This window comes from Haloferax sulfurifontis ATCC BAA-897, from assembly GCF_000337835.1.
In the GTDB taxonomy this organism is placed as follows: domain Archaea; phylum Halobacteriota; class Halobacteria; order Halobacteriales; family Haloferacaceae; genus Haloferax; species Haloferax denitrificans.
Genome location: NZ_AOLM01000027.1, coordinates 110,105 through 128,151, shown reverse-complemented (window position 1 = coordinate 128,151; position 18,047 = coordinate 110,105). Strand labels below are relative to the sequence as shown.

14 protein-coding genes are annotated in these 18,047 nt (G+C 64.9%); 9 read left to right on the top strand and 5 right to left on the bottom strand.

Annotated elements, in window-relative coordinates:
* Positions 1–159 precede the first annotated feature (159 nt).
* Both C441_RS16085 and C441_RS16080 read right to left on the bottom strand, forming a co-directional pair.
* Positions 160–765: a hypothetical protein gene (locus C441_RS16085; protein WP_007276045.1), complete on the bottom strand. Its 606-nt coding sequence runs from the start codon at positions 763–765 to the stop codon at positions 160–162.
* 969 nt (positions 766–1,734) lie between these two features.
* Positions 1,735–2,928 (bottom strand): hypothetical protein, encoded by a 1,194-nt coding sequence (locus C441_RS16080; RefSeq protein WP_007276044.1) that lies wholly within the window; start codon positions 2,926–2,928, stop codon positions 1,735–1,737.
* Positions 2,929–3,125: 197 nt separating this feature from the next.
* On the opposite strand from C441_RS16080, the gene C441_RS16075 reads away from it, so the two are divergent.
* Positions 3,126–4,289, top strand: coding sequence for a PAS domain-containing protein (locus C441_RS16075; RefSeq protein ID WP_049920649.1), 1,164 nt, complete (start codon positions 3,126–3,128; stop codon positions 4,287–4,289).
* A 93-nt stretch (positions 4,290–4,382) separates the two neighbouring features.
* Positions 4,383–4,562, top strand: coding sequence for a hypothetical protein (locus C441_RS16070; RefSeq protein WP_049920648.1), 180 nt, complete (start codon positions 4,383–4,385; stop codon positions 4,560–4,562).
* Positions 4,563–4,594: 32 nt separating this feature from the next.
* On the opposite strand, the gene C441_RS16065 is transcribed toward C441_RS16070, so the two are convergent.
* The gene (locus C441_RS16065; protein ID WP_004967305.1) at positions 4,595–4,987 is read right to left on the bottom strand and encodes a hypothetical protein; all 393 of its coding nucleotides are present in this window, start codon (positions 4,985–4,987) and stop codon (positions 4,595–4,597) included.
* A gap of 293 nt (positions 4,988–5,280) precedes the next feature.
* Here C441_RS16065 and C441_RS16060 point away from each other — a divergent pair, with 293 nt between their 5' ends.
* The gene (locus C441_RS16060) at positions 5,281–7,203 is read left to right on the top strand and encodes a PAS domain S-box protein (RefSeq protein ID WP_007276041.1); all 1,923 of its coding nucleotides are present in this window, start codon (positions 5,281–5,283) and stop codon (positions 7,201–7,203) included.
* Positions 7,204–7,209: 6 nt separating this feature from the next.
* Here the strand turns inward: C441_RS16060 and lrp are convergent, their stop codons facing one another.
* On the bottom strand, positions 7,210–7,671 hold the full coding sequence (gene lrp, locus C441_RS16055; RefSeq protein ID WP_007276040.1) for an HTH-type transcriptional regulator Lrp: 462 nt from the start codon (positions 7,669–7,671) through the stop codon (positions 7,210–7,212).
* A gap of 263 nt (positions 7,672–7,934) precedes the next feature.
* On the opposite strand from lrp, the gene C441_RS16050 reads away from it, so the two are divergent.
* The 5 genes from C441_RS16050 to C441_RS16030 all read left to right on the top strand — a co-directional run bounded on the left by C441_RS16050 (position 7,935) and on the right by C441_RS16030 (position 14,189).
* Complete coding sequence (locus tag C441_RS16050) at positions 7,935–9,149, top strand: BMP family lipoprotein (RefSeq protein WP_007276039.1); 1,215 nt, start codon at positions 7,935–7,937, stop codon at positions 9,147–9,149.
* 57 nt (positions 9,150–9,206) lie between these two features.
* Entirely contained in the window at positions 9,207–10,775 is a 1,569-nt protein-coding gene (locus C441_RS16045) for an ABC transporter ATP-binding protein (RefSeq protein ID WP_007276038.1), read from the top strand.
* The gene (locus C441_RS16040) at positions 10,772–11,902 is read left to right on the top strand and encodes an ABC transporter permease (RefSeq protein ID WP_007276037.1); all 1,131 of its coding nucleotides are present in this window, start codon (positions 10,772–10,774) and stop codon (positions 11,900–11,902) included. The genes C441_RS16045 and C441_RS16040 overlap by 4 nt, the downstream gene beginning before the upstream one ends.
* On the top strand, positions 11,899–12,954 hold the full coding sequence (locus C441_RS16035; RefSeq protein WP_007276036.1) for an ABC transporter permease: 1,056 nt from the start codon (positions 11,899–11,901) through the stop codon (positions 12,952–12,954). Before C441_RS16040 ends, C441_RS16035 begins: the two co-directional genes overlap by 4 nt.
* A 116-nt stretch (positions 12,955–13,070) precedes the next feature.
* Entirely contained in the window at positions 13,071–14,189 is a 1,119-nt protein-coding gene (locus tag C441_RS16030; protein WP_007276035.1) for a TrmB family transcriptional regulator, read from the top strand.
* A gap of 444 nt (positions 14,190–14,633) precedes the next feature.
* Here the strand turns inward: C441_RS16030 and C441_RS16025 are convergent, their stop codons facing one another.
* Positions 14,634–14,912 (bottom strand): SHOCT domain-containing protein, encoded by a 279-nt coding sequence (locus C441_RS16025; protein WP_239640847.1) that lies wholly within the window; start codon positions 14,910–14,912, stop codon positions 14,634–14,636.
* Between the two features lie 1,884 nt (positions 14,913–16,796).
* Here C441_RS16025 and C441_RS19240 point away from each other — a divergent pair.
* Positions 16,797–18,047 (top strand): phage NrS-1 polymerase family protein, encoded by a 1,251-nt coding sequence (locus C441_RS19240; RefSeq protein WP_007276033.1) that lies wholly within the window; start codon positions 16,797–16,799, stop codon positions 18,045–18,047.

Sequence of the window (18,047 nt, the reverse complement as noted above, 5' to 3'; positions counted from 1 at the left end):
TGGTTGCCTTCACACCGGTCGGTGTCGCTCTGACGGACCCGCGCGTCCTAAAGACAGCAGTCGGGGGAACCGGACGCGCCCCTCTCGGGTGCGGCACCACTCTCGGTCGGTACTCGCGTGATTCGACGCGGCCCGCGAGTCTGCGGTCGCCCCGGCGCGTCAGTCGCGCTCGAACGGGTCGGCGTCGGGCAGTTCGTCGTCGAGAACGGCCGCCACGGCGTCGACGAACGGGTCGTGCGCCGACAGCGCCTCGCGGAGCGCCTCGTAGTAGGCGACGGTGTCGCCCGCGAGGAAGCGGGAGTCGACCCGCCAGAGCGTCCGCCCGGTGCCGAACTTGCCGGCCGGGAGGTCGTCGTGTTCGTCGCGCAGCTCGTCGAGCGCCGCGACGAGCCGCTCGCGGAGCGCCGCGTACGGCGAGTCGCCGGAGAAGTCGGCGTCGCCGTGGACGCCGTCTTCGAGGTGGAGTTCGAGCCGGAACTGCCCGCGCTGGAGGGCGCGCGGCGTCGGGTAGTGCTCGAAGTGGAGGTCGTAGCCGCTGTCGCGGCCGCGCTCCCACGCCGCGGGGGTGACGCGGCCCCACGGTCGCCCCGAGTCGAGGGCGTGCCACGCGTGTGCGCCCGCCGGCGGCGACGCGCGGAGGTAGTCGGCCCACTCGTACTGGAGGACCTCACGAGCGAGCTTCGCTACGGCGTCGCGGGTTGCATCGACCTGTAGCTCGTAGTCGAAATAGAAGCTCGTTTCGTCCGCGGTGTCCGGGCCGTTCATACCTCCCTGCTAGACGCCCACACGGATAAAGATTCGACACAGACTCCCGCGAGTCCGTGCGTCTTCCCCGCGAACCCGCGACTACGTGGGCGTCGGCGGGCAGTTCTGTCAGTTGGCGCTCGATCAGTCCCCGCGCCGCATCGCGTCCGACCCCAAGCAGAGCAACGCACTAGGGGGAGTGTCGCGGATAGAGTATAACGCTAGTACCTACGTTATAGTGAGGCTGTGAATAGTGAGGCTGTGAAAACTGTCCGTGGCGCTGTGCGCGAAAACACAATACTCGGTCGGAAGCCGCGTCCCGAAAAGTATTACTAACGCGATAGGTCAATAAAACTATCATCTGAATGTAAAACCTCGAAGAGAGGGTCGCCGACCCGGCTGAATCGGATGGACGGAGACACACCGGCGCTCACCCGAGAGTTTCCCGAAGAGGCGTCCGGCGTCGCGTGCGGGGTCCCGCTTCGTGGTCGGGCGGTCACCGATGCAGGAGTTCGTTCTCAGAACTCACCACTCGGCCGCCGAGGCCGGCGAATACGGACGGGAGACGTTCTGCGACGACCTCGGGAACAGCGACGAGAGATGGACGTTCTCGGCGGCCGAATGGGTCAACGCGAAACGTCTGCCAGTGTCCGGTTTCGTGCCGTTCGAGCCGTGTGCCGTTCGAGCCGTATCCGCACCGCGTGCTCGTGGGTTCCGGACGGCACGCGGCCGGGTGTCGAACGTGCTGGTCAGCCCGACTGAATGTGCCTCTCGGGCGCACTCACTGACGCCGGTGACCGCGCTTCCGGCCGAGTTGCGGAGCGCGTCACGGCCGCACAGCGAGAACTATCAAATATCAGCCATACTCTGCGAGCAGAGGTATTCGGTCGTCTTTCGGGGTAGTTCGGCGTCGCTTCCGGCGTCGGCCGTCGCGGACGAGACGCTCCTCCCGCCGCGCCGGTGGTCGTCCGGCCGGTTCACTTGGAAGGTTCACTCGGACTCTCCGTCGAACGCGGCGCGCACTCGCGTTCGAACGTCGGCGGGACTCGCCGCCGACCGGTCGCGCCGGGCCATCCGTCCGGTGACGAGGTCGAGGAGGTCGAGCGCAGTCAGGACGTCGCGGACCTCGGCGCGGTCGAGTCCGAGGCGGCGCTCGACTTCGTACAGCGTCTTCGCACCCGCGACGGCCGCACACACGTCTTCGGTCGAGCAGTCGAGCGAGGCCACCGACGCGGGAAGCGGCGGGAGGTCAACCGGCCCCGTCGGGTCGGCGGCCGCCTCGCCTCTCGCCTCGGCTGGCGGGTCTGCCCCGGCCGAACTCTCGTCGTCAGCGACGCGCGGCTCCGGTGTCCGCGCCCCGTCGCCCGCGTCGCTTGTCCCGCTCGAAGCCGTCGTCTCGGTCGACTGTCCGTAGGACTCCGGCTCGTGAATCCCGCGTCGAATCATCTGGTTGCGGACCGTCTGCGAGGTCACGTCGACCCCGAGAGCGGCGGTCATCTCCTTGAACGTCTCGCAGGTCTCGTAGACCTCCCGAAGCCGAACCGGGTCGTGATGCGCCGGGACCGCGTCGCGCTCCGGCTCCGGCTCCGCATCCGTGTCCGCTTTTGCGTCCGCGTCCACCGCCGGCTCCGTCGTCGTGCTGGCGTCCGCGCTCGTCTCGGTCTCGGCTTCGGTGGCGTCGCCCCTCGACGCGGATGCAGGTCGGTCACCCTTCGGTGTTCCGTCGCTCCCCGTCGAGATTGCGGACTCCATCGTCGGTGGCGACACGCCGGCCCCGACGGGGGCGCCACCCGCCGCGTCGTGCGTCCCGGAACCGTCGGCTCGGGCGACCGTCGGCTCGGTCGGTTCGGTCGGCTTGGTCGATCCGGAGTCGCGCTCGGCGGTGCGGCCGGCCGACGCCGATTGCGGGTCGGCGTCGCCGCTCGCCGGGGGTGCGAGCGCCACGTCGAGTCCGAGCCGAAGCCGGCCATCTGTGACCGACGCCGACGGCGACGAGACGGAGAGCCGGTCCGGGTCGACCGCGCACTCCGACGAGAGGTCGTACTCGACGGTGACCGAAGCCACGGCACCGTCAACGGCCGAGTCCCTCCCGCTCGCCAACTCGAGCTCGCAGACCGCTCCGGTCGTCTCCGTAACCTGTTCGAGAACCGCCGCGAGCTCTCGGACGTTCCTGGCCACTTCCATATGTTGATGTCAACTGTGTCACATCGCATATAGTTTATTGCTGTCGGTGTCCTCTAGTAATATATATTCTATACAGGCGTCCGCTCGCTCGCCTTCCGACAGCGAGTCGAGTGGCTTGGGCTCGTCCGGGTCGCTCGGTCGTCGCAGATGACCGACGCCCGAGCTGTTTTTATGCCTTGAAGCGACGCTACAGACGTATGGACGTGTCTCCACTCCACGGTATCGCTCCGTTCAGCGCGGAGCGACGTGCGATGCGAATCCTGTTGGTCGACGATAACGAGGCGATGGTGGAGCTGTCCGCGACCTTTCTCGAACGCGAACTCGACGACGTCGAGACGGCGACGCACACCGACCCCGGGTCGGCGCTCGACGAACTCGTCGGCGGGGAGTACGACTGTATCGTCAGCGACTACGACATGCCGGGGATGGACGGGCTCGAACTCCTGACGGCGGCGCGCGAGCGGGGCATCGAGCTCCCGTTCGTCCTCTTTACCGGCAAGGGGAGCGAGGAGATCGCGAGTCGCGCCATCTCCGCCGGCGTCGACGAGTACCTCCAGAAGGGCGGTCCCGAGGAGTATCCCGTCTTGGCGAACAAGGTCTCGAACCTCGTCGAGAAGTACTGGGCCGAGACGCACATGCGACGCGGCTTTCTCGCGATCGAATCGGCCGAGGAGGGAATCGGCATCATCGACGGCGACGGCGTCTACCAGTACCTCAACGAGGCGTACGCCGCGCTCTACGACCGCGACCGGACCGAACTCATCGGCGAACACTGGGCCATCCTCTACCCGGACGACGAGGCCCGGCGGTTCCACGACGAAATCCTCCCGCAACTCGAAGCCGAGGGGTCGTGGCGGGGTTTTTCGACCGGCCTCACCAAGGGCGGCGAGCCGGTTCCGGAACGCCTCGTGCTGACGCAGATGGACGACGGGGGACACGTCTGTATCGTTCGGGAACTCACCGAAATCGACACGCTCCGGGCGGAAGTCGAACTGAAAGACCGGGTGCTCGACGCCGTCGACGTCGGCATCGCCGCCATCGACCCCTCGCTACCCGACGACCCCGTCGTCTATCTCAACGAGGCGTTCGAGACGCTCACGGGCTACGACGCCGAGTCGGTGACGGGGCGCAACTGTCGGTTCCTCTACGGTCCCGAGACGGACCCGGAGGCGGTCGCCGAGATTCGGGCGGCCGTCGAGGCCGGCGAGCTGATATCCACGGAGATTCGCACTTACGACGCCGACGGCGAGCCCTTCCGGAACCGCCTCGACGTTCGCCCGATTCGGGACGACGACGGCGCGGTCGAGTTCTTCGTCGGCTTCCATCGCCCGGTCGACGCCGACGACGCGCCCCCGTCTTGACGTGATGCTCGGGGGCACCGCCGATATACTGGAAACGGTGGGGTGTCCCCGACGCGAACAAGAACTACGACCGTGGCGAGCGTCTCTGGACTCGTGTCTCGACGCGCCCGCCTCCAACAGTTCCTCGTCCTCGCCGCGTTCTTCTATGCGGTGTACTGGCTCGTCGACGACTCACCGCTCATCGCGGCCGGGTGGGTCATCGTCGGACTGCTCAATCTCTACACGCTCAGACGCGAGGCTGAAGCGAGGGGCGATGACGCAATCGATGTGTGACCGCAGAACAGGGGTTGTGTGTCGGTCCGTCGTTACTCGTCCGAGGCGCGCTTGAAGAACGCGAGCGCCGCGCCGAACAGCGTCAGGTTCTGGAGGAACGACGTGAGTTCCTCGTCGCGGGCGTCGTCGTCGACGGCCCAGAAGTCGTGCATCGTCGGCGTGACGCCGGCGAAGAACGCCGCGACGCTCGCGGAGGCGAGCTTGGGGAGCTTCCAGAGGCCGATGCCGATACTCCCACCGAGGAGCAGGCCGCTCGCGGCGGGGACGAGGCGGTCCGCCTCGGGGACGCCCTTCGCCTCCGCGTAGGCGATGCGGCCGTCGAGGTCGGTCAGGTTGCGAATCGCCAGGACGGCGAGGCCGCTCGCGAAGAGGGCGCGGGCGAGCCGCGATGGCGTGTTGGGTTCGGATTCGTCGGGAGTTGTCATCACCGTTTGAAAGCGGATTCAAAATTATAAGGGCTCTGGTTACGAACCACTCGATGCGTTTTTATTGTTCCCGCGTTCGCCTCCCGAATCCGCGTTCCCCCGTCGCCGGACTCGCAAGCGCGCGAACCAGTAGTGCGCGGTCCCGTACCGACGGGCGCGCGGCTCTCGTCGTACCGACGCGCACGTCTCGCTTGACGGAATCTCGTCAGACGGGATTCTGACGCGGCCGTGACTGCGGCACGTCTTCGTTTAGCATCACCATTATAGTCTCGTGGCGTCATGTTCCGCCGCGTATGGACCCGTCTCGTGACGCGTCGCGTTCGCTCTCGGTGTCGGCGTCTATCGACGTTCTCTACGTCGAAGACGACCGCGACTTCGCGGCGCGCGCCGCGGCGCAACTGGAACGCGAGTGCGGGCGACTTACGGTCCATACCGAGTCGGACCCGCGGGCCGCGCTCGACCGGATTCGGAGCGGCGACGCGGCGTTCGACTGCGTCGTCTGCGACTACGACATGCCCGACCTCGACGGCTTCGACGTGTTGTCGCGGGTCCGCGACGAGTTCCCCGACCTGCCGTTTATTCTCTTTACCGAGCGGGGCCGCGAGGAGGTCGCGGACGAGGCGTTCTCCGCGGGCGCGACCGAGTACCTCCGGAAGGGCGACGACGCGACCCAGTACCGACTCCTGGCCACCCGTATCGAGAACGCCGTCGAGCGCACCCGGACCGCTCGGACGCCGCGGAGCGAGACGCTCGAGACGCGCCTGTCGGTCAGGGAACGAGCGATGGACGAAGCGCCCGTCGGAATCGTCCTCACCGACCCCCACGCGGCGGACAACCCCATCGTCTACGCCAACGAGCAGTTCGCCGACCTCACGGGCTACCGAATCGAGGAGGTGATGGGGCGGAACTGTCGGTTCCTGCAGGGCGAGCGGACGGACGAGGCGGCCGTCGCCGAACTCCGGTCGGCGGTCGAAGAGCGCAGGCCCGTGACGACCGAGCTACTGAACTACCGCAAGGACGGCACCGAGTTCTGGAACCGCGTGCGCGTCGCGCCCATCTTCGACGACGACGGCGCGGTCGAGTTCTTCGTCGGCTTCCAAGACGACATCACGCCGCGGAAGACCTACGAGGAGCTCTTGCGTTCGAACACCGCGCGACTCGAAGCCCTGTTCGAACACTCGCCGGACCTCGTCGTCGTCCACGAAGACGACGGCACCATCCAAGACGTGAACCAGCGGATGTGCGAGGAACTGGGTTACAGCGAGTCGGAACTCGTCGGCAAGACCGTCTGGGACCTCGACCCCTCTTCCGAACGGGACCGCTCGGAGTCGTTCTGGGCGGACCTCCCGACGAACGAGCCACAGCGGTTCGAAGGCGCGCTCGAACGCCGCGACGGCACGACGTTCCCCACCGAGGTGCACCTCATCCAGCTCAACCTCGCCGGGGAGGACCTGTTCGTCGCGATGATTCGCGACATCAGCGAGCAGAAGGCGCGCGAGGCCGAACTCGTCGAGCAGAACGAGCGACTCGACCGCTTTACGAGCGTCGTGAGTCACGACCTCCGCAACCCACTGCAGGTCGCGGTGGGCCGGCTCGAACTCCTCGGAGACGACTGCGACAGCCATCACATCGACGATATCGACCGCGCGCTGGACCGCATGGACGACCTCATCAGCGACCTGCTCGTGCTCGCCCGAGACGGCGACGACGCCATGACGGTCGAACCGGTCGCGCTGTCCGACCTCGCGCGGACGTGCTGGCAGAACGTGGTGACCGACGGCGCGACGTTGGCCGTCGAGACCGACACCGTCGTCGACGCTGACCGCGACCAACTCCAGCAACTCCTCGAAAACCTGTTTCGGAACGCTGTGGAACACGGTTCTACAGGCCGCCGGACGGAGTCCGACGACGCCGTCGAGCACGGCTCGACGGGCAACCGGACCGCGTCTGGTGACGCCGCCGAACGCGGTTCCGCCGACGGCGGTGTGACCGTCACTGTCGGCGAGACCGACCGCGGGTTCTTCGTCGAAGACGACGGCGTGGGAATCCCTCCGGAGGACCGCGACACCGTGTTCGAAGCCGGCTACACCACGTCGCCGCAGGGGACCGGCTTCGGCCTGAACATCGTCTCGCAGGTCGCGGCCACACACGGCTGGGAGGTGACGGTCTCGGAGGGGTCCGAAGGCGGTGCGCGGTTCGAGTTCCGCGTCGACTGAGCCGCCTCAGGCGTCCTCGTCGCCGAGTCTGAACTGCTCGTTTTCGGAGACCGCGTTGAGGACGACGCTCGTGTTCGACTCCCGAATCGGGGCCTCGCTCAACAGCGCCTTGATCTGGCGGTTCATGTCGTCGGTGTTCCTGAACTTCCCGACCGCGAGCACGTCGTAGTCACCGGTGACTTCGTACACCGAGACCATCTGCGGCTCGTCGGCGAGCAGTTCGGTGACCTCCGAGAGGGCGCTCCCCTCTACTTTGAGGTGCATGACCGCGGTCACGTCGTAGCCCAGCGCGTCGTAGTCGACCCGGGGCGTGTAGCCCTCGATGATTCCCTCGTCTTCGAGGTCTCGCAGGTGGTTCGAGACGGTCGTCACCGACACGTCGAGTTCTTCGGCGAGGCTCCGGAGACTGCGCCGCCCGTCTTCGAGGAGCGCGTTGATGAGGTCGGAATCGAGGTTCTCGTAGGTCATCTCCGAATCTTTTGCGTGTGATTGTCATTAATCCCCCGGTCTAAATTGACGATTCGGTGAATTGTCGCCCAGTCGCGTTCGGAAACTAGGTCGAGCGGACGCCGAACGGTCCCGTGCGCGTCCGGGTCTGTACGACCCTCGTCCGTTTACGGGCGGACGTGCGATAAACGAATATCTCACACTTTCGTCTCACCCGTTTACCATGCGAAAATAGCGCATAATTATTTATGTTACTCAGGATTGAGTGAGTCTGAGGCAACACAATGACAACAAGGGACACTGGTGCAGGCGATTCGGCAGACGAGACAGGGACTCGGGAAACGCGACGCGGCGTCGAGCGCCGCGACGTTCTCAAATCGGGAATCAGCCTCGCGGCGATAGCAGGGGTCGCGGGCTGTCTCTCGGGGGACGACTCCGAAGAGACCACGACAGCCGCCGCGGACGACGGCGGCGGCGACGACTCGGAGACCAGCGGCGAGACGACCGAAAGCGGCGGGTCGGACGGCGAGACGACGAACGTCGCTATCGTCTCCAGTCCGGCCGGTTTCGGCGACCAAGCGTTCAACGACCTCGCGCTTCAGGGGCTTCAGACGGCGGCCGAGGAGTACGACATCGAGATTCAGCAGGTCGAGGAGACGAACCAGTCGAACTACCAGACGGTTCAGTCTCGGCTCGCCGAGAGCACGAACCCCGACTACGACCTCGTCGTGCTCGTCAGCTACAACCACACGCAGGCGCTCCAGACGAACGCCGAGGCGTATCCGGACCAGAACTGGATGCTGATAAACGACTCCATCGACCAGCCGAACGTCGCTGGCTACACGTGGGCGAACCACCAGATGTCGTTCCAGGCGGGCGTGCTGGCGGGGACGATGACGACCCGCGAACTCTCCTACGAGGGGAACTCGCTCGACCCCGAGACGTCCACCGTCGGGTTCGTCGGCGGCGTCGACGGCTCGCTCATCAACGCCTTCGAGCGCTCCTACCGGGCGGGCGTCGAGTGGGTCGACGAGAACGTCGACGTCACCGTCGGCTACATCGGGAACTACACCGACACGCAGACCGCCAACAACATCGCAACCTCGCAGTACGACGCCGGCGCGGACATCGTCTACCACGCCGCGGCGGCGGCGGGACAGGGCGTGTTCCAGGCGGCGCAGGACGCGAACCGCTTCGCCATCGGCGTCGACGCGGACCAGTCCGTCACGCTCCCCGAGTACGAGGACGTCATCATGGGCTCTGCGGTGAAGTACATCAACGAGGGGACCTACGAGGTCGCGGAGGCCACCGTTCAGGACAACTGGTCGGCGGTGCAGGGCGCGAACATCCTCGGTCTCGAAGAGGAGGCCGTCCGCGTCGTCTTAGGGCAGGCGGTCGGCGGCGAGCTTCCGGACGTGGTCACGGAGAACCTCGAAGCGGCGAGAGAAGCCATCATCAACGGCGACGTCACCGTGCCGTGTAGCGCCAGCGGTTGCTAGCGACGCCGCCATGGCACCACCTCGCAGGGTTTTTACTGACAGCGTAGACTCCAACCCATGACAGACACGACCGCACCAGCAGTTCAGCTCACGGACATCACGAAGCGCTTCGGCGACGTCGTCGCCAACGACAGCGTCGACCTCGCGCTCGACCGCGGGTCGATTCACGCCGTCATCGGGGAGAACGGCGCGGGCAAGACGACCCTGATGAACGTCCTGTACGGCCTGTACGACCCGAACGAGGGGACTATCGCCGTCGACGGCGAGCCCCGCTCGTTCGACTCGCCCAGAGACGCCATCGCGGCGGGCATCGGGATGATTCACCAGCACTTCCAGCTCGTCGACAACATGACCGTCCTCCAGAACGTCGTGCTCGGTCACGAGCCCTCGACTCGGGGACTCGTCGACGAGCAGGCGGCCCGCCGTCGCATCACCGAAATCTGCGATACCTACGGCTTCTCCGTCGACGAGCATCTCGACACGCCAATCGAGGAGCTCGGGCTCGGCATCCAACAGCACGTCGAAATCGTCAAGAGCCTCTATCGGGGCGCCGACACGCTCATCCTCGACGAGCCGACGGCCGTGTTGACGCCCCAAGAGGTCGAGGGGCTGTTCGACGTGATGGAGGCGCTCACCGCCGACGGGCGGTCGCTCATCTTCATCACCCACAAGCTGGACGAGGCGATGCACGCCGCCGACGACATCACCGTCCTTCGGGACGGGAGCGCCGTCGGGACGGTCGACGCCTCGGCGACCTCGCAGAACGAACTCGCCCGCATGATGGTCGGCCGCGAGGTGCTTTTCGACGTCGACTCGGCGGACCGAACGCCCGGCGAGGTCGCGCTCACCGTCGACGGCGTGACCGTCCGCGACGAGCGCGGGCTCGAACAGGTCCGCGACGTGAGCCTCACCGTGCGGGAAGGTGAGATTCTCGGCATCGCCGGCGTCGAGGGCAACGGCCAACAGGAGCTCATCGAGGCCATCACCGGGATGCGAACCCCGGAGCGGGGCACGGTCTCGCTTCAGGGGCGCGACATCACCGAGCTGTCTCGCCGCCGCCGCATCGAAGACGGCATCTCGTACGTCCCCGGCGACCGGCTCGAAGAGGGCCTCGTCCAGGACTACACGCTCGTCAGGAACGCGCTTTTGAGCAACCAGACGATGGACGCCTTCTCCGACGGCCTGTTTCTCGACTGGGGGCGAATCGGCGACCACGCCGACGAGATCATCGACGAGTACGACGTGCGCCCGCGGAACCCCGAGGCGACCGCGAAATCGCTCTCGGGCGGGAACCAACAGAAGTTCATCGTCGGCCGCGAGCTCGAACGCGACCCGTCGGTGCTCGTCGCCGCCCACCCGACCCGCGGCGTCGACATCGGCTTGATAGAGTTCATCCACCAGCGGTTCCAGGACATGCGGGAGGAGGGTGTCGCCATCCTCCTCGTCTCGTCGAAACTCGACGAGGTCCAGAAGCTCTCGGACCGCACGGCGGTCATGTACGAGGGGTCGGTCGTCGACACCGTCGACCCCGACGACGTGACCGAAGAGGAACTCGGCTTACTGATGGCCGGGCGGGCTCGGGACGGCACCGAACGCGCGGCGAGCGGCGTGGAGGGCGACGCGTGAGCGACGCCGCGACCGGCGTCCGGTCTCTCGCGGACCGCATCGCCGACCACATGCTCGACGCGTCGGTGCTCGAACGCGTCGTCATCGCGCTCGTCGCCACCGCGCTCGCGTTGCTCATCGGCGCGGTCATCGTCGCCGCCTCGGGGTACGACGCCGTCGAGTTCGTCTCGTCGCTCGTCTACGGCGCGGTCGGGAACGCCTCGAACCTCGCGTTCATGCTCCGGCAGTCGTCGATGCTGATTCTGACGGGCGTCGCGGTCGCGGTCGCGTTCCGCGCGGGCGTGTTCAACATCGGCGTGCAGGGCCAGTTCGTCGTCGGCGGCTTCGCGGCCACCCTCGGTATCCTGTTCGCCGCGCCGTTGCTCCCGAACTCGTCTATTTCCGCGATTCCGCTGATGGCGCTGGCCGCGCTGTTGGCGCTGGCGGCCGGCGGCGCGTACGGGGCGCTCCCGGGGATGATGAAGGCGTACGCCGGCGCGAACGAGGTCATCACGACCATCATGCTGAACTTCATCGCCTCGGGCGTCGTCTACTTCCTGCTCGACGCGTACCTCCGCCCGGAGGGTGCCGCCGCGCCGAACACCGAACAGTTCCCCGACTACGTCGGGCTTCCCGGGCTCGTCTTCGAGAGCCCGTCGTTTTCCATCCTCGGCCTCGGGGTGGCGCTCCTGACGGTCGCCGTCGTCTATCTGGTGATGGACCGGACCGGCTTCGGCTACGACCTCGTCACGAGCGGCTACCAGGAGCCCGCCGCCAAGTACTCCGGCGTCGACCCCAAGCGGATGATCGTCCGGACGATGACCATCTCCGGGATGATCGCCGGTCTCGCCGGCGCGCTCTTCGCGATCATGATTCTCGGCTACTACAGCGACCCCAGCACGTTCCCCACGTTCGGCTTCGATGCCATCGCCGTGAGCCTCCTCGCGGCGAACAACCCGCTCGGCGTGATTCCCGCCGGCCTGCTGTTCGGCGGCCTCGACGCCGGCGGCCAGTACATCGGCTTCACGCTCGACGTGCCGAGCGAACTCGTCGACGGCGTCATCGGGCTCATCGTCCTGTTCGTCGCCGCGCCGGAGCTGTTCCGCGCGGCGGGACGGTACACCTCGCTCGGGGGTGACCGCGAATGAGCACCGCTCGCGCGCTCGTCGACGACCGCCGGGCGCTGTTGGGCGTCCTCGGGGGGCTCGTCGCCGTCATCGCGCTCCTGCTTTTCACCGACCTCCCGGGGTCGGACCTCGTGACGGTCGGCGCGCTCGAACGCGCCTTACAGGCGGCGACGCCCATCGCGCTCGCGGCCATCGGCGGCCTGTACGCGGAGAAAAGCGGCGTGTTCAACATCGGGCTTGAGGGGTTCATGATATTCGGCGCGCTCGTCGGTGCCGCGGTCGCCTGGCTCCTCGCGGGCGGCGAAGGTATCACGCAGGCACACCTCTGGGTTGCCTTCGTCGCGGTCGCGCTCGTCTCCGGCGTGCTGGCGACGCTGTTCGCCGTCCTGTTGATTCGGTACGAGGCCAACCAGATCGTCGCCGGCCTCGCCGTCTGGTTCATCGGGCTCGGCTTCGGGCCGTTCGCCGCCACCGTGCTGTGGGGCGGCGTCTCCAGCCCCTCGCTCCCGAACATCGACGCGGTTTCCGTGCCCGTCCTCGCCGAGATTCCGGTCCTCGGACGGCTGTTCTTCGACGCCTCGCCGCTCGTCTTGCTGACCATCGTTGTCGCCGTCGCGGCCTGGGTCGTCCTGTTTCGGACGCGCTACGGCTACTGGGTCCAGGCGGCCGGCGAGAACCCCGAGGCGCTCGACACCGCCGGCATCGACGTCAACCGCGTCCGCTACGCGACGGTCATCTTCTCCGGCGTCATGGCCGGCCTGGGCGGCGCGGTCCTGTCTATCGGCATCGGGAGCGGGTTCACCGGCACCGGCGTGACGATGGTCGACGGCCGCGGCTGGATCGCCATCGTCGCGTACCTCTTCGGCAACTACAACCCGCTCGGGACCTACGGCGCGTCGCTCCTGTTCGGGGCGATGGACATGCTCCAGATTCAACTGCAGACCATCGGCATCTCGCTTCCGGGGAGCATCACCGGGCTGTTCCCCTACGTCGCCGTCCTCGTCGTCCTCGTCGGCGTCGGCTACACGCGCGTGCCGTCGGCGGTCGGCGAGTCCTACGACACCGAAGAGTAGCCCCCCTCGCGGGGCCGTTCGAACCGCCCCCGTCGAACCATCGCCGCCGGCCGCGTCGCTCGTAGTCCTGTCACCAACGAACAGTTCAATTATCGCTCGTCCCGAAAGGCGGGGTAGTGACCATCGATGAACCAAGCGTTCGCGAACGGCTGAAGGCGTTCGGCTTCTCCGACAAGGAGGTCGACACGTACGTCGCGCTCTTGGAACAGGGCGAGGCGAAAGCGAGCGACCTCGCCCAGCGCGCCGGCGTGTCCAAGCGCTACGTCTACAACGTCCTCGGGGAGTTCGAGGACCGCGGACTCGTCGAGGTCAACGACCACGAGACGCCGACGACGATTCGCGCCGTCGACCCGGCGGTCGTCGTCAGACAGCTCTCGAACCAGTTGTCCTCACTCGAAACGCAACTCGAAGCCATTCACAACCCCGACCCCGGCGAGGACCGTCGCTACGAGGTCATCAAATCCAAGTCCACCGTCAAAAAGCGCATCGCATCGCTGGTACAGCAGGCCGAAAACGAGGTCAACGTGTCGGTGCCGGCGTCGTTGCTTCCGGACCTCGCGTCCGAGCTGGCGGCCGCCGTCGACCGCGGGGTGCTCACGCTCGTCCTCGCCAACGGCCACGGGGACGACGCCGTCTCCGAGTCGGCGTTGCAGGGACTCGGCAGTGTCGTCCGCTACTGGGCCGACGGCGGTCCGATGCTCGTCTGCGTCGACCGGACTCACGGGCTGTTTTCCCCGCCGGAGTTCGTCATGGGTCGGGGGTCGAACCACCAGGCGATCAGCTTCACCGAAGACCGCCTGTCGCCCGCGCTCGTGGGGTCGTTCCTCGGCAACTACTGGCCGCTCGCCGAGGAGATTTACCTCCACGAACCCGACGAGCTTCCGGCGACGTACGACCGCTTCCGACACGCCATCTTCGCGGCGACCCGGTATCAGAAACGCGGCTACACGCTCGTCGCGGAGCTCGAACTCAGACCGGCGGACTCGAACGAGGCGTTCGAAACGCGCACCGGGACGATTACCGACATCACACAGGGGCTCGTGAAACCGACGACGAACTCGATTCCCATCGAGAACTCGTTCACCGTCGACGACGGCACCGAACGGCTGACCGTCGGCGGCCCCGGCGCGATCGTCGAACCGTACGAGGCCAGACGCGTGACGCTCGACGTCGTCGAATCCGCCGGACGGTCGGTCTCGGAGCTCCTCGACCGCTCGGACGCGTTCGATCGGTGACGGCGTCGTCCGCCGTTTTGTGGGTCTCTCCGCCGAGCGGACTCGGCCGTCGCGGTCGTGTCTGAAACTAACTGGGTGCTGATGAAAACACCGCCCAAGACAGATACGACTACGAACATATTGGAAATGAATAATTGATGAGAGAGTTGTACTTCTTCGGATTAGTAGTGGAAACCGTTCTGTTACGGGACTACAAAGTCTACTCTGAAGTGCTGGATTACTTTCTGTTTCTGTGAGTGATTCTGTTTCTGAGCAGAAGGTATTGTCCTCTTAAGCGACTACGGATGTGATATCTGAACCAGTTGTTTTTCTCATATCGACACTGCGAAAACAGATAGAAGAGTAGACACAATCTCAGAATGTCGGATCTCTGATATCAGTTTTTCGACTTCACAAAGTATCTGATTTTGATACGTTCGACGGGTTCTCTGCGTGAACCCCCGTCTATCCCCACTCCAGATTCAACGTGGCCGCTCGGTTCGTAAACTCCTCGTCGTCGATTTCGCCGCGCGCGTACTGCGTTCGGAGGTCCTGCATGGCGCTGTCGGCTTTTTTCGGAGGATTCGTCTCGGTACTCCCCGCTCGTGCGCGACTGACGTACGCGAGACCCACCCCTGCGAGTACGACCAGGAGGAGGAGACCGACCGCGAGCCACCACAGTCCCATGCCGCCGGTGGCCGTCGCGCCCCCCGCGGCGACCCCGTGGCCGCCGTGGGGACCCATCGGACCGTGTCCACCCCACTGGAGTACGACGGTCGCCGTTTCGATCATCTTTCTCACCTCTACGTAGTGGTACGCCCACGGGCCGTATCAACTCACTTCGTGATTGTCGCTCGCTGGGAACGCCTCGGCTCGGTTTTCCGAATCCGTGTCGAACGGGCCTCTCGAAGGCACCGGACTGGTTCGGCTCCGCCGTTTCGCCGGGACGCGGCCGCGCGCGATGCGGAACGTCCGCCGACCGTTCGGCGTCGACATTGCCGCTGTCGGGTGGTCGCACTCTGTGGGCGTTGACGCAGTGGGTCGTCTCCAGTGGCGTGGCCACGAGGGCGGAGCTACGCGATACCGGTGGTGACGACCCGCGCCCGGCGTCTCGACCGCTGGTCAGCAACTCTCTCGGCCGTCTGTGCGGGTCTGATCGTGTTCGCCACGTCCCTCGGTGTCGGAGCGTTGCTCGGTGACGCTTCTTTCGTCGAAGCAACGACGACGGGGTCACCCCCGGTTTCTGACTCTACTTCGTCGGCCCTCGTGACCGAGCGGTCAGTTATCGTTGTGGACGCCGCTCGACCGCGCCCGGCCTGGTGTGGCAACTGAATGGCTGTGATACCTCGTCAGTTATCACTACGCTCGGCGAGTGGGGCAGTATGCGCGCGGACGAAGACGGGACACCGGTATCGACTCGGCGTCGATGTGGCGTCGGTTGCAGTTGGGACCGGCGGGTTCGTCGTTGCACTCGTCCTCGTGACGGACTATCCCGCGTTCGGGACTGGAATCAGCGTTGACGGCGTTGTCGGCGGTCGACCGGCCGCACCCAGCCCACGGCGACGAGCATACGTCCTCTCTACTTGCGGTCGGTCTCCTTCCTCGCGGAGTCGCTTTGCCGGTCGGAACGGATGGCGCAAGTTGCGCGGTGAGTCAGTTTCGTTTGAAGAGGGTGTCGAGCGGGTCTGCCAGCCGTGTCTGTGAGTCAACAACTCGATGAGGCTGAGAAAGTACATCTAGTGAGCAAGTGAACTACCCCACCCAACTTGCTCATGGTTGGGCTGTTTGATCCTCGAGGAACGAAACTCACGCTTGAATATAATTAAACGGCAGTGCCGAAATAAGATTTCTCGTAAGACGGTTCAGTAGTCACCAGCAGCAAGATCCCTTTTCAGTGCCATGGTCTCGTGAGAGTGTGGCCGTGCTACCTGCGGCTTTGTGACTCACTACACCTCTGCTTCGATTGGAGTACACCCCACCGTCTGTCCCGCAACAATAGACCTCACATTGGCAACTGCTGACCCCTCTCGGCTTCGTCACGTACTCTAGTTAGCTCACCGGCGTCAGAACCTCCTCTTCGAGTCGAGACGAACACAAGAAAAGCCGGTCGAAGCAGTCGAAAGACGGGGGTTCGGTGCGTTCGGCTCTCGGCTTGAGACGCGACGATGACCAGCGATGAGCAGGCATCAACTCCGGTCAATCGACGCCAATCGAGGATTAGAAAATCGGTGATACACCACCTGTTCGGTGTGGTGTGCTGGTGAATAGACGTCTCGCGTATACTCGAATACCAGAGGATGAGAAGCGACCTTCGACAAGGGGGGTGATCCGATTCTCACTGTGATGCTCATGTTTGAGCGGCTCAGACGCCGAAATCGAAGAATCGATGCGTACGATTCTCACATCGAGGTAGTAGCCTCCCACTGCGTGTCTACACCCAATCAAGTCACAGCTGACTACATCCCTTACGGAAAATCGTCGTGGATGTACACCCCTGTAATATGGGGCTGTAGTGGGTGTCTTGACGAATTTCTATTTCTACACAGGTGTAGGAACGCAGGCGAATCGACCCAGCGGTGTAGCAGCACGAAATAGCTATCTACGTGTCCCCGAGACCATTGCATACCGATGACGCCGCCCCTTCCTGCACGCGACACACTTCCCGACGAACTCCTCAAACGAGAGCAATGGGTCGGATGGCGAAAACAGACACGTGGTGGAGCTGAAACGAAGGTTCCAGTATCGGTGAACGGCGGCTACGCTTCTGCAACCGATGCGGCGACGTGGACGACGTTCAACAAAGCGCTCGCGTATGCAACAGACGACGCGGCAGACGGTGTTGGCTTCGTGTTCAGCGACGACGACTCGTATGTCGGTGTTGACCTCGACAAATGCCGCAGTCGCGAAACGGGCGAGACAGACGAATGGGCCACAGAGATCATCAACCAGCTCACGTCGTATACAGAGGTCAGTCCGTCAGGAACGGGCTATCACATCATCGTCCGTAGATCGCTCCCCCCTGGTGGCAATCGAACCGGAAACCTCGAACTCTACGAAGACGCGCGATTCTTCACGGTGACTGGCGACCACGTTGACGAGACGCCCACGACAGTTGCCGACCGAACGGACGAACTCACCGCAATCCACAGTGCGTACTTCGAGACACAACACACCCAGCGCGGCACACAACCACTGAACACAGACAGCGCGACTCAGAAATCGAGTGCTGCCGACACGCCAGGAAACGCCCTCACCGACGAAGATGTGGTCGAACGGGCATCGAACGCAGCAAACGGCCCGAAATTCAGTCGACTGTGGAAAGGAGACACCAGCGCGTACGACAGCCACTCAGAAGCAGACATGGCACTGTGTTCGATCCTGGCGTTTTGGACAGGTGGCGACGCAGCACAGATCGACCGACTCTTCTGTGACTCAGGATTGTATCGCAAGAAATGGGATGACGTTCATTTCGCCGATGGGTCGACGTACGGAGAAAAGACCATTGAGCGGTCGGTCTCAGGTACGTCGGATTTCTATAAGCCTTCACAGAGATCGACTGCAGCACCTCGTTCAACATCGCGCACAGACACCACCCAAGATGGAACTGGACGTGCGGACCACCAGACGCCACACGACCCACCATCGGCCACGCCAACCGACGGTGCAAAGACAGCCGCAGCTCGCGACGCCGACCACATTGAACGGCTCAAAGACCTGCGGAGTCATCTCGAAGTGACTCTCGAAGAGAACGAACGATTACAGGCGGAGTTGGAAGCCGAGCGTGAACGGCGACGTGAACTGGAAGCGGCGGTCGATACGAGAGACGAGACAGAAGAGAGTGGTCGTGGGTGGTCGCTGTTTGGGTGGCTCAGACGATAG

Excerpts from the sequence above, each read along its gene's own strand:
- C441_RS16085 (WP_007276045.1), bottom strand. The coding sequence starts at position 765 with ATGAACGGCCCGGACACCGCGGACGAAACGAGCTTCTATTTCGACTAC.
- C441_RS16080 (WP_007276044.1), bottom strand. The coding sequence starts at position 2,928 with ATGGAAGTGGCCAGGAACGTCCGAGAGCTCGCGGCGGTTCTCGAACAG.
- C441_RS16075 (WP_049920649.1), top strand. The coding sequence starts at position 3,126 with ATGGACGTGTCTCCACTCCACGGTATCGCTCCGTTCAGCGCGGAGCGA.
- C441_RS16065 (WP_004967305.1), bottom strand. The coding sequence starts at position 4,987 with ATGACAACTCCCGACGAATCCGAACCCAACACGCCATCGCGGCTCGCC.
- C441_RS16060 (WP_007276041.1), top strand. The coding sequence starts at position 5,281 with ATGGACCCGTCTCGTGACGCGTCGCGTTCGCTCTCGGTGTCGGCGTCT.
- lrp (WP_007276040.1), bottom strand. The coding sequence starts at position 7,671 with ATGACCTACGAGAACCTCGATTCCGACCTCATCAACGCGCTCCTCGAA.
- C441_RS16050 (WP_007276039.1), top strand. The coding sequence starts at position 7,935 with ATGACAACAAGGGACACTGGTGCAGGCGATTCGGCAGACGAGACAGGG.
- C441_RS16045 (WP_007276038.1), top strand. The coding sequence starts at position 9,207 with ATGACAGACACGACCGCACCAGCAGTTCAGCTCACGGACATCACGAAG.
- C441_RS16035 (WP_007276036.1), top strand. The coding sequence starts at position 11,899 with ATGAGCACCGCTCGCGCGCTCGTCGACGACCGCCGGGCGCTGTTGGGC.
- C441_RS16025 (WP_239640847.1), bottom strand. The coding sequence starts at position 14,912 with ATGGGTCCCCACGGCGGCCACGGGGTCGCCGCGGGGGGCGCGACGGCC.
- C441_RS19240 (WP_007276033.1), top strand. The coding sequence starts at position 16,797 with ATGACGCCGCCCCTTCCTGCACGCGACACACTTCCCGACGAACTCCTC.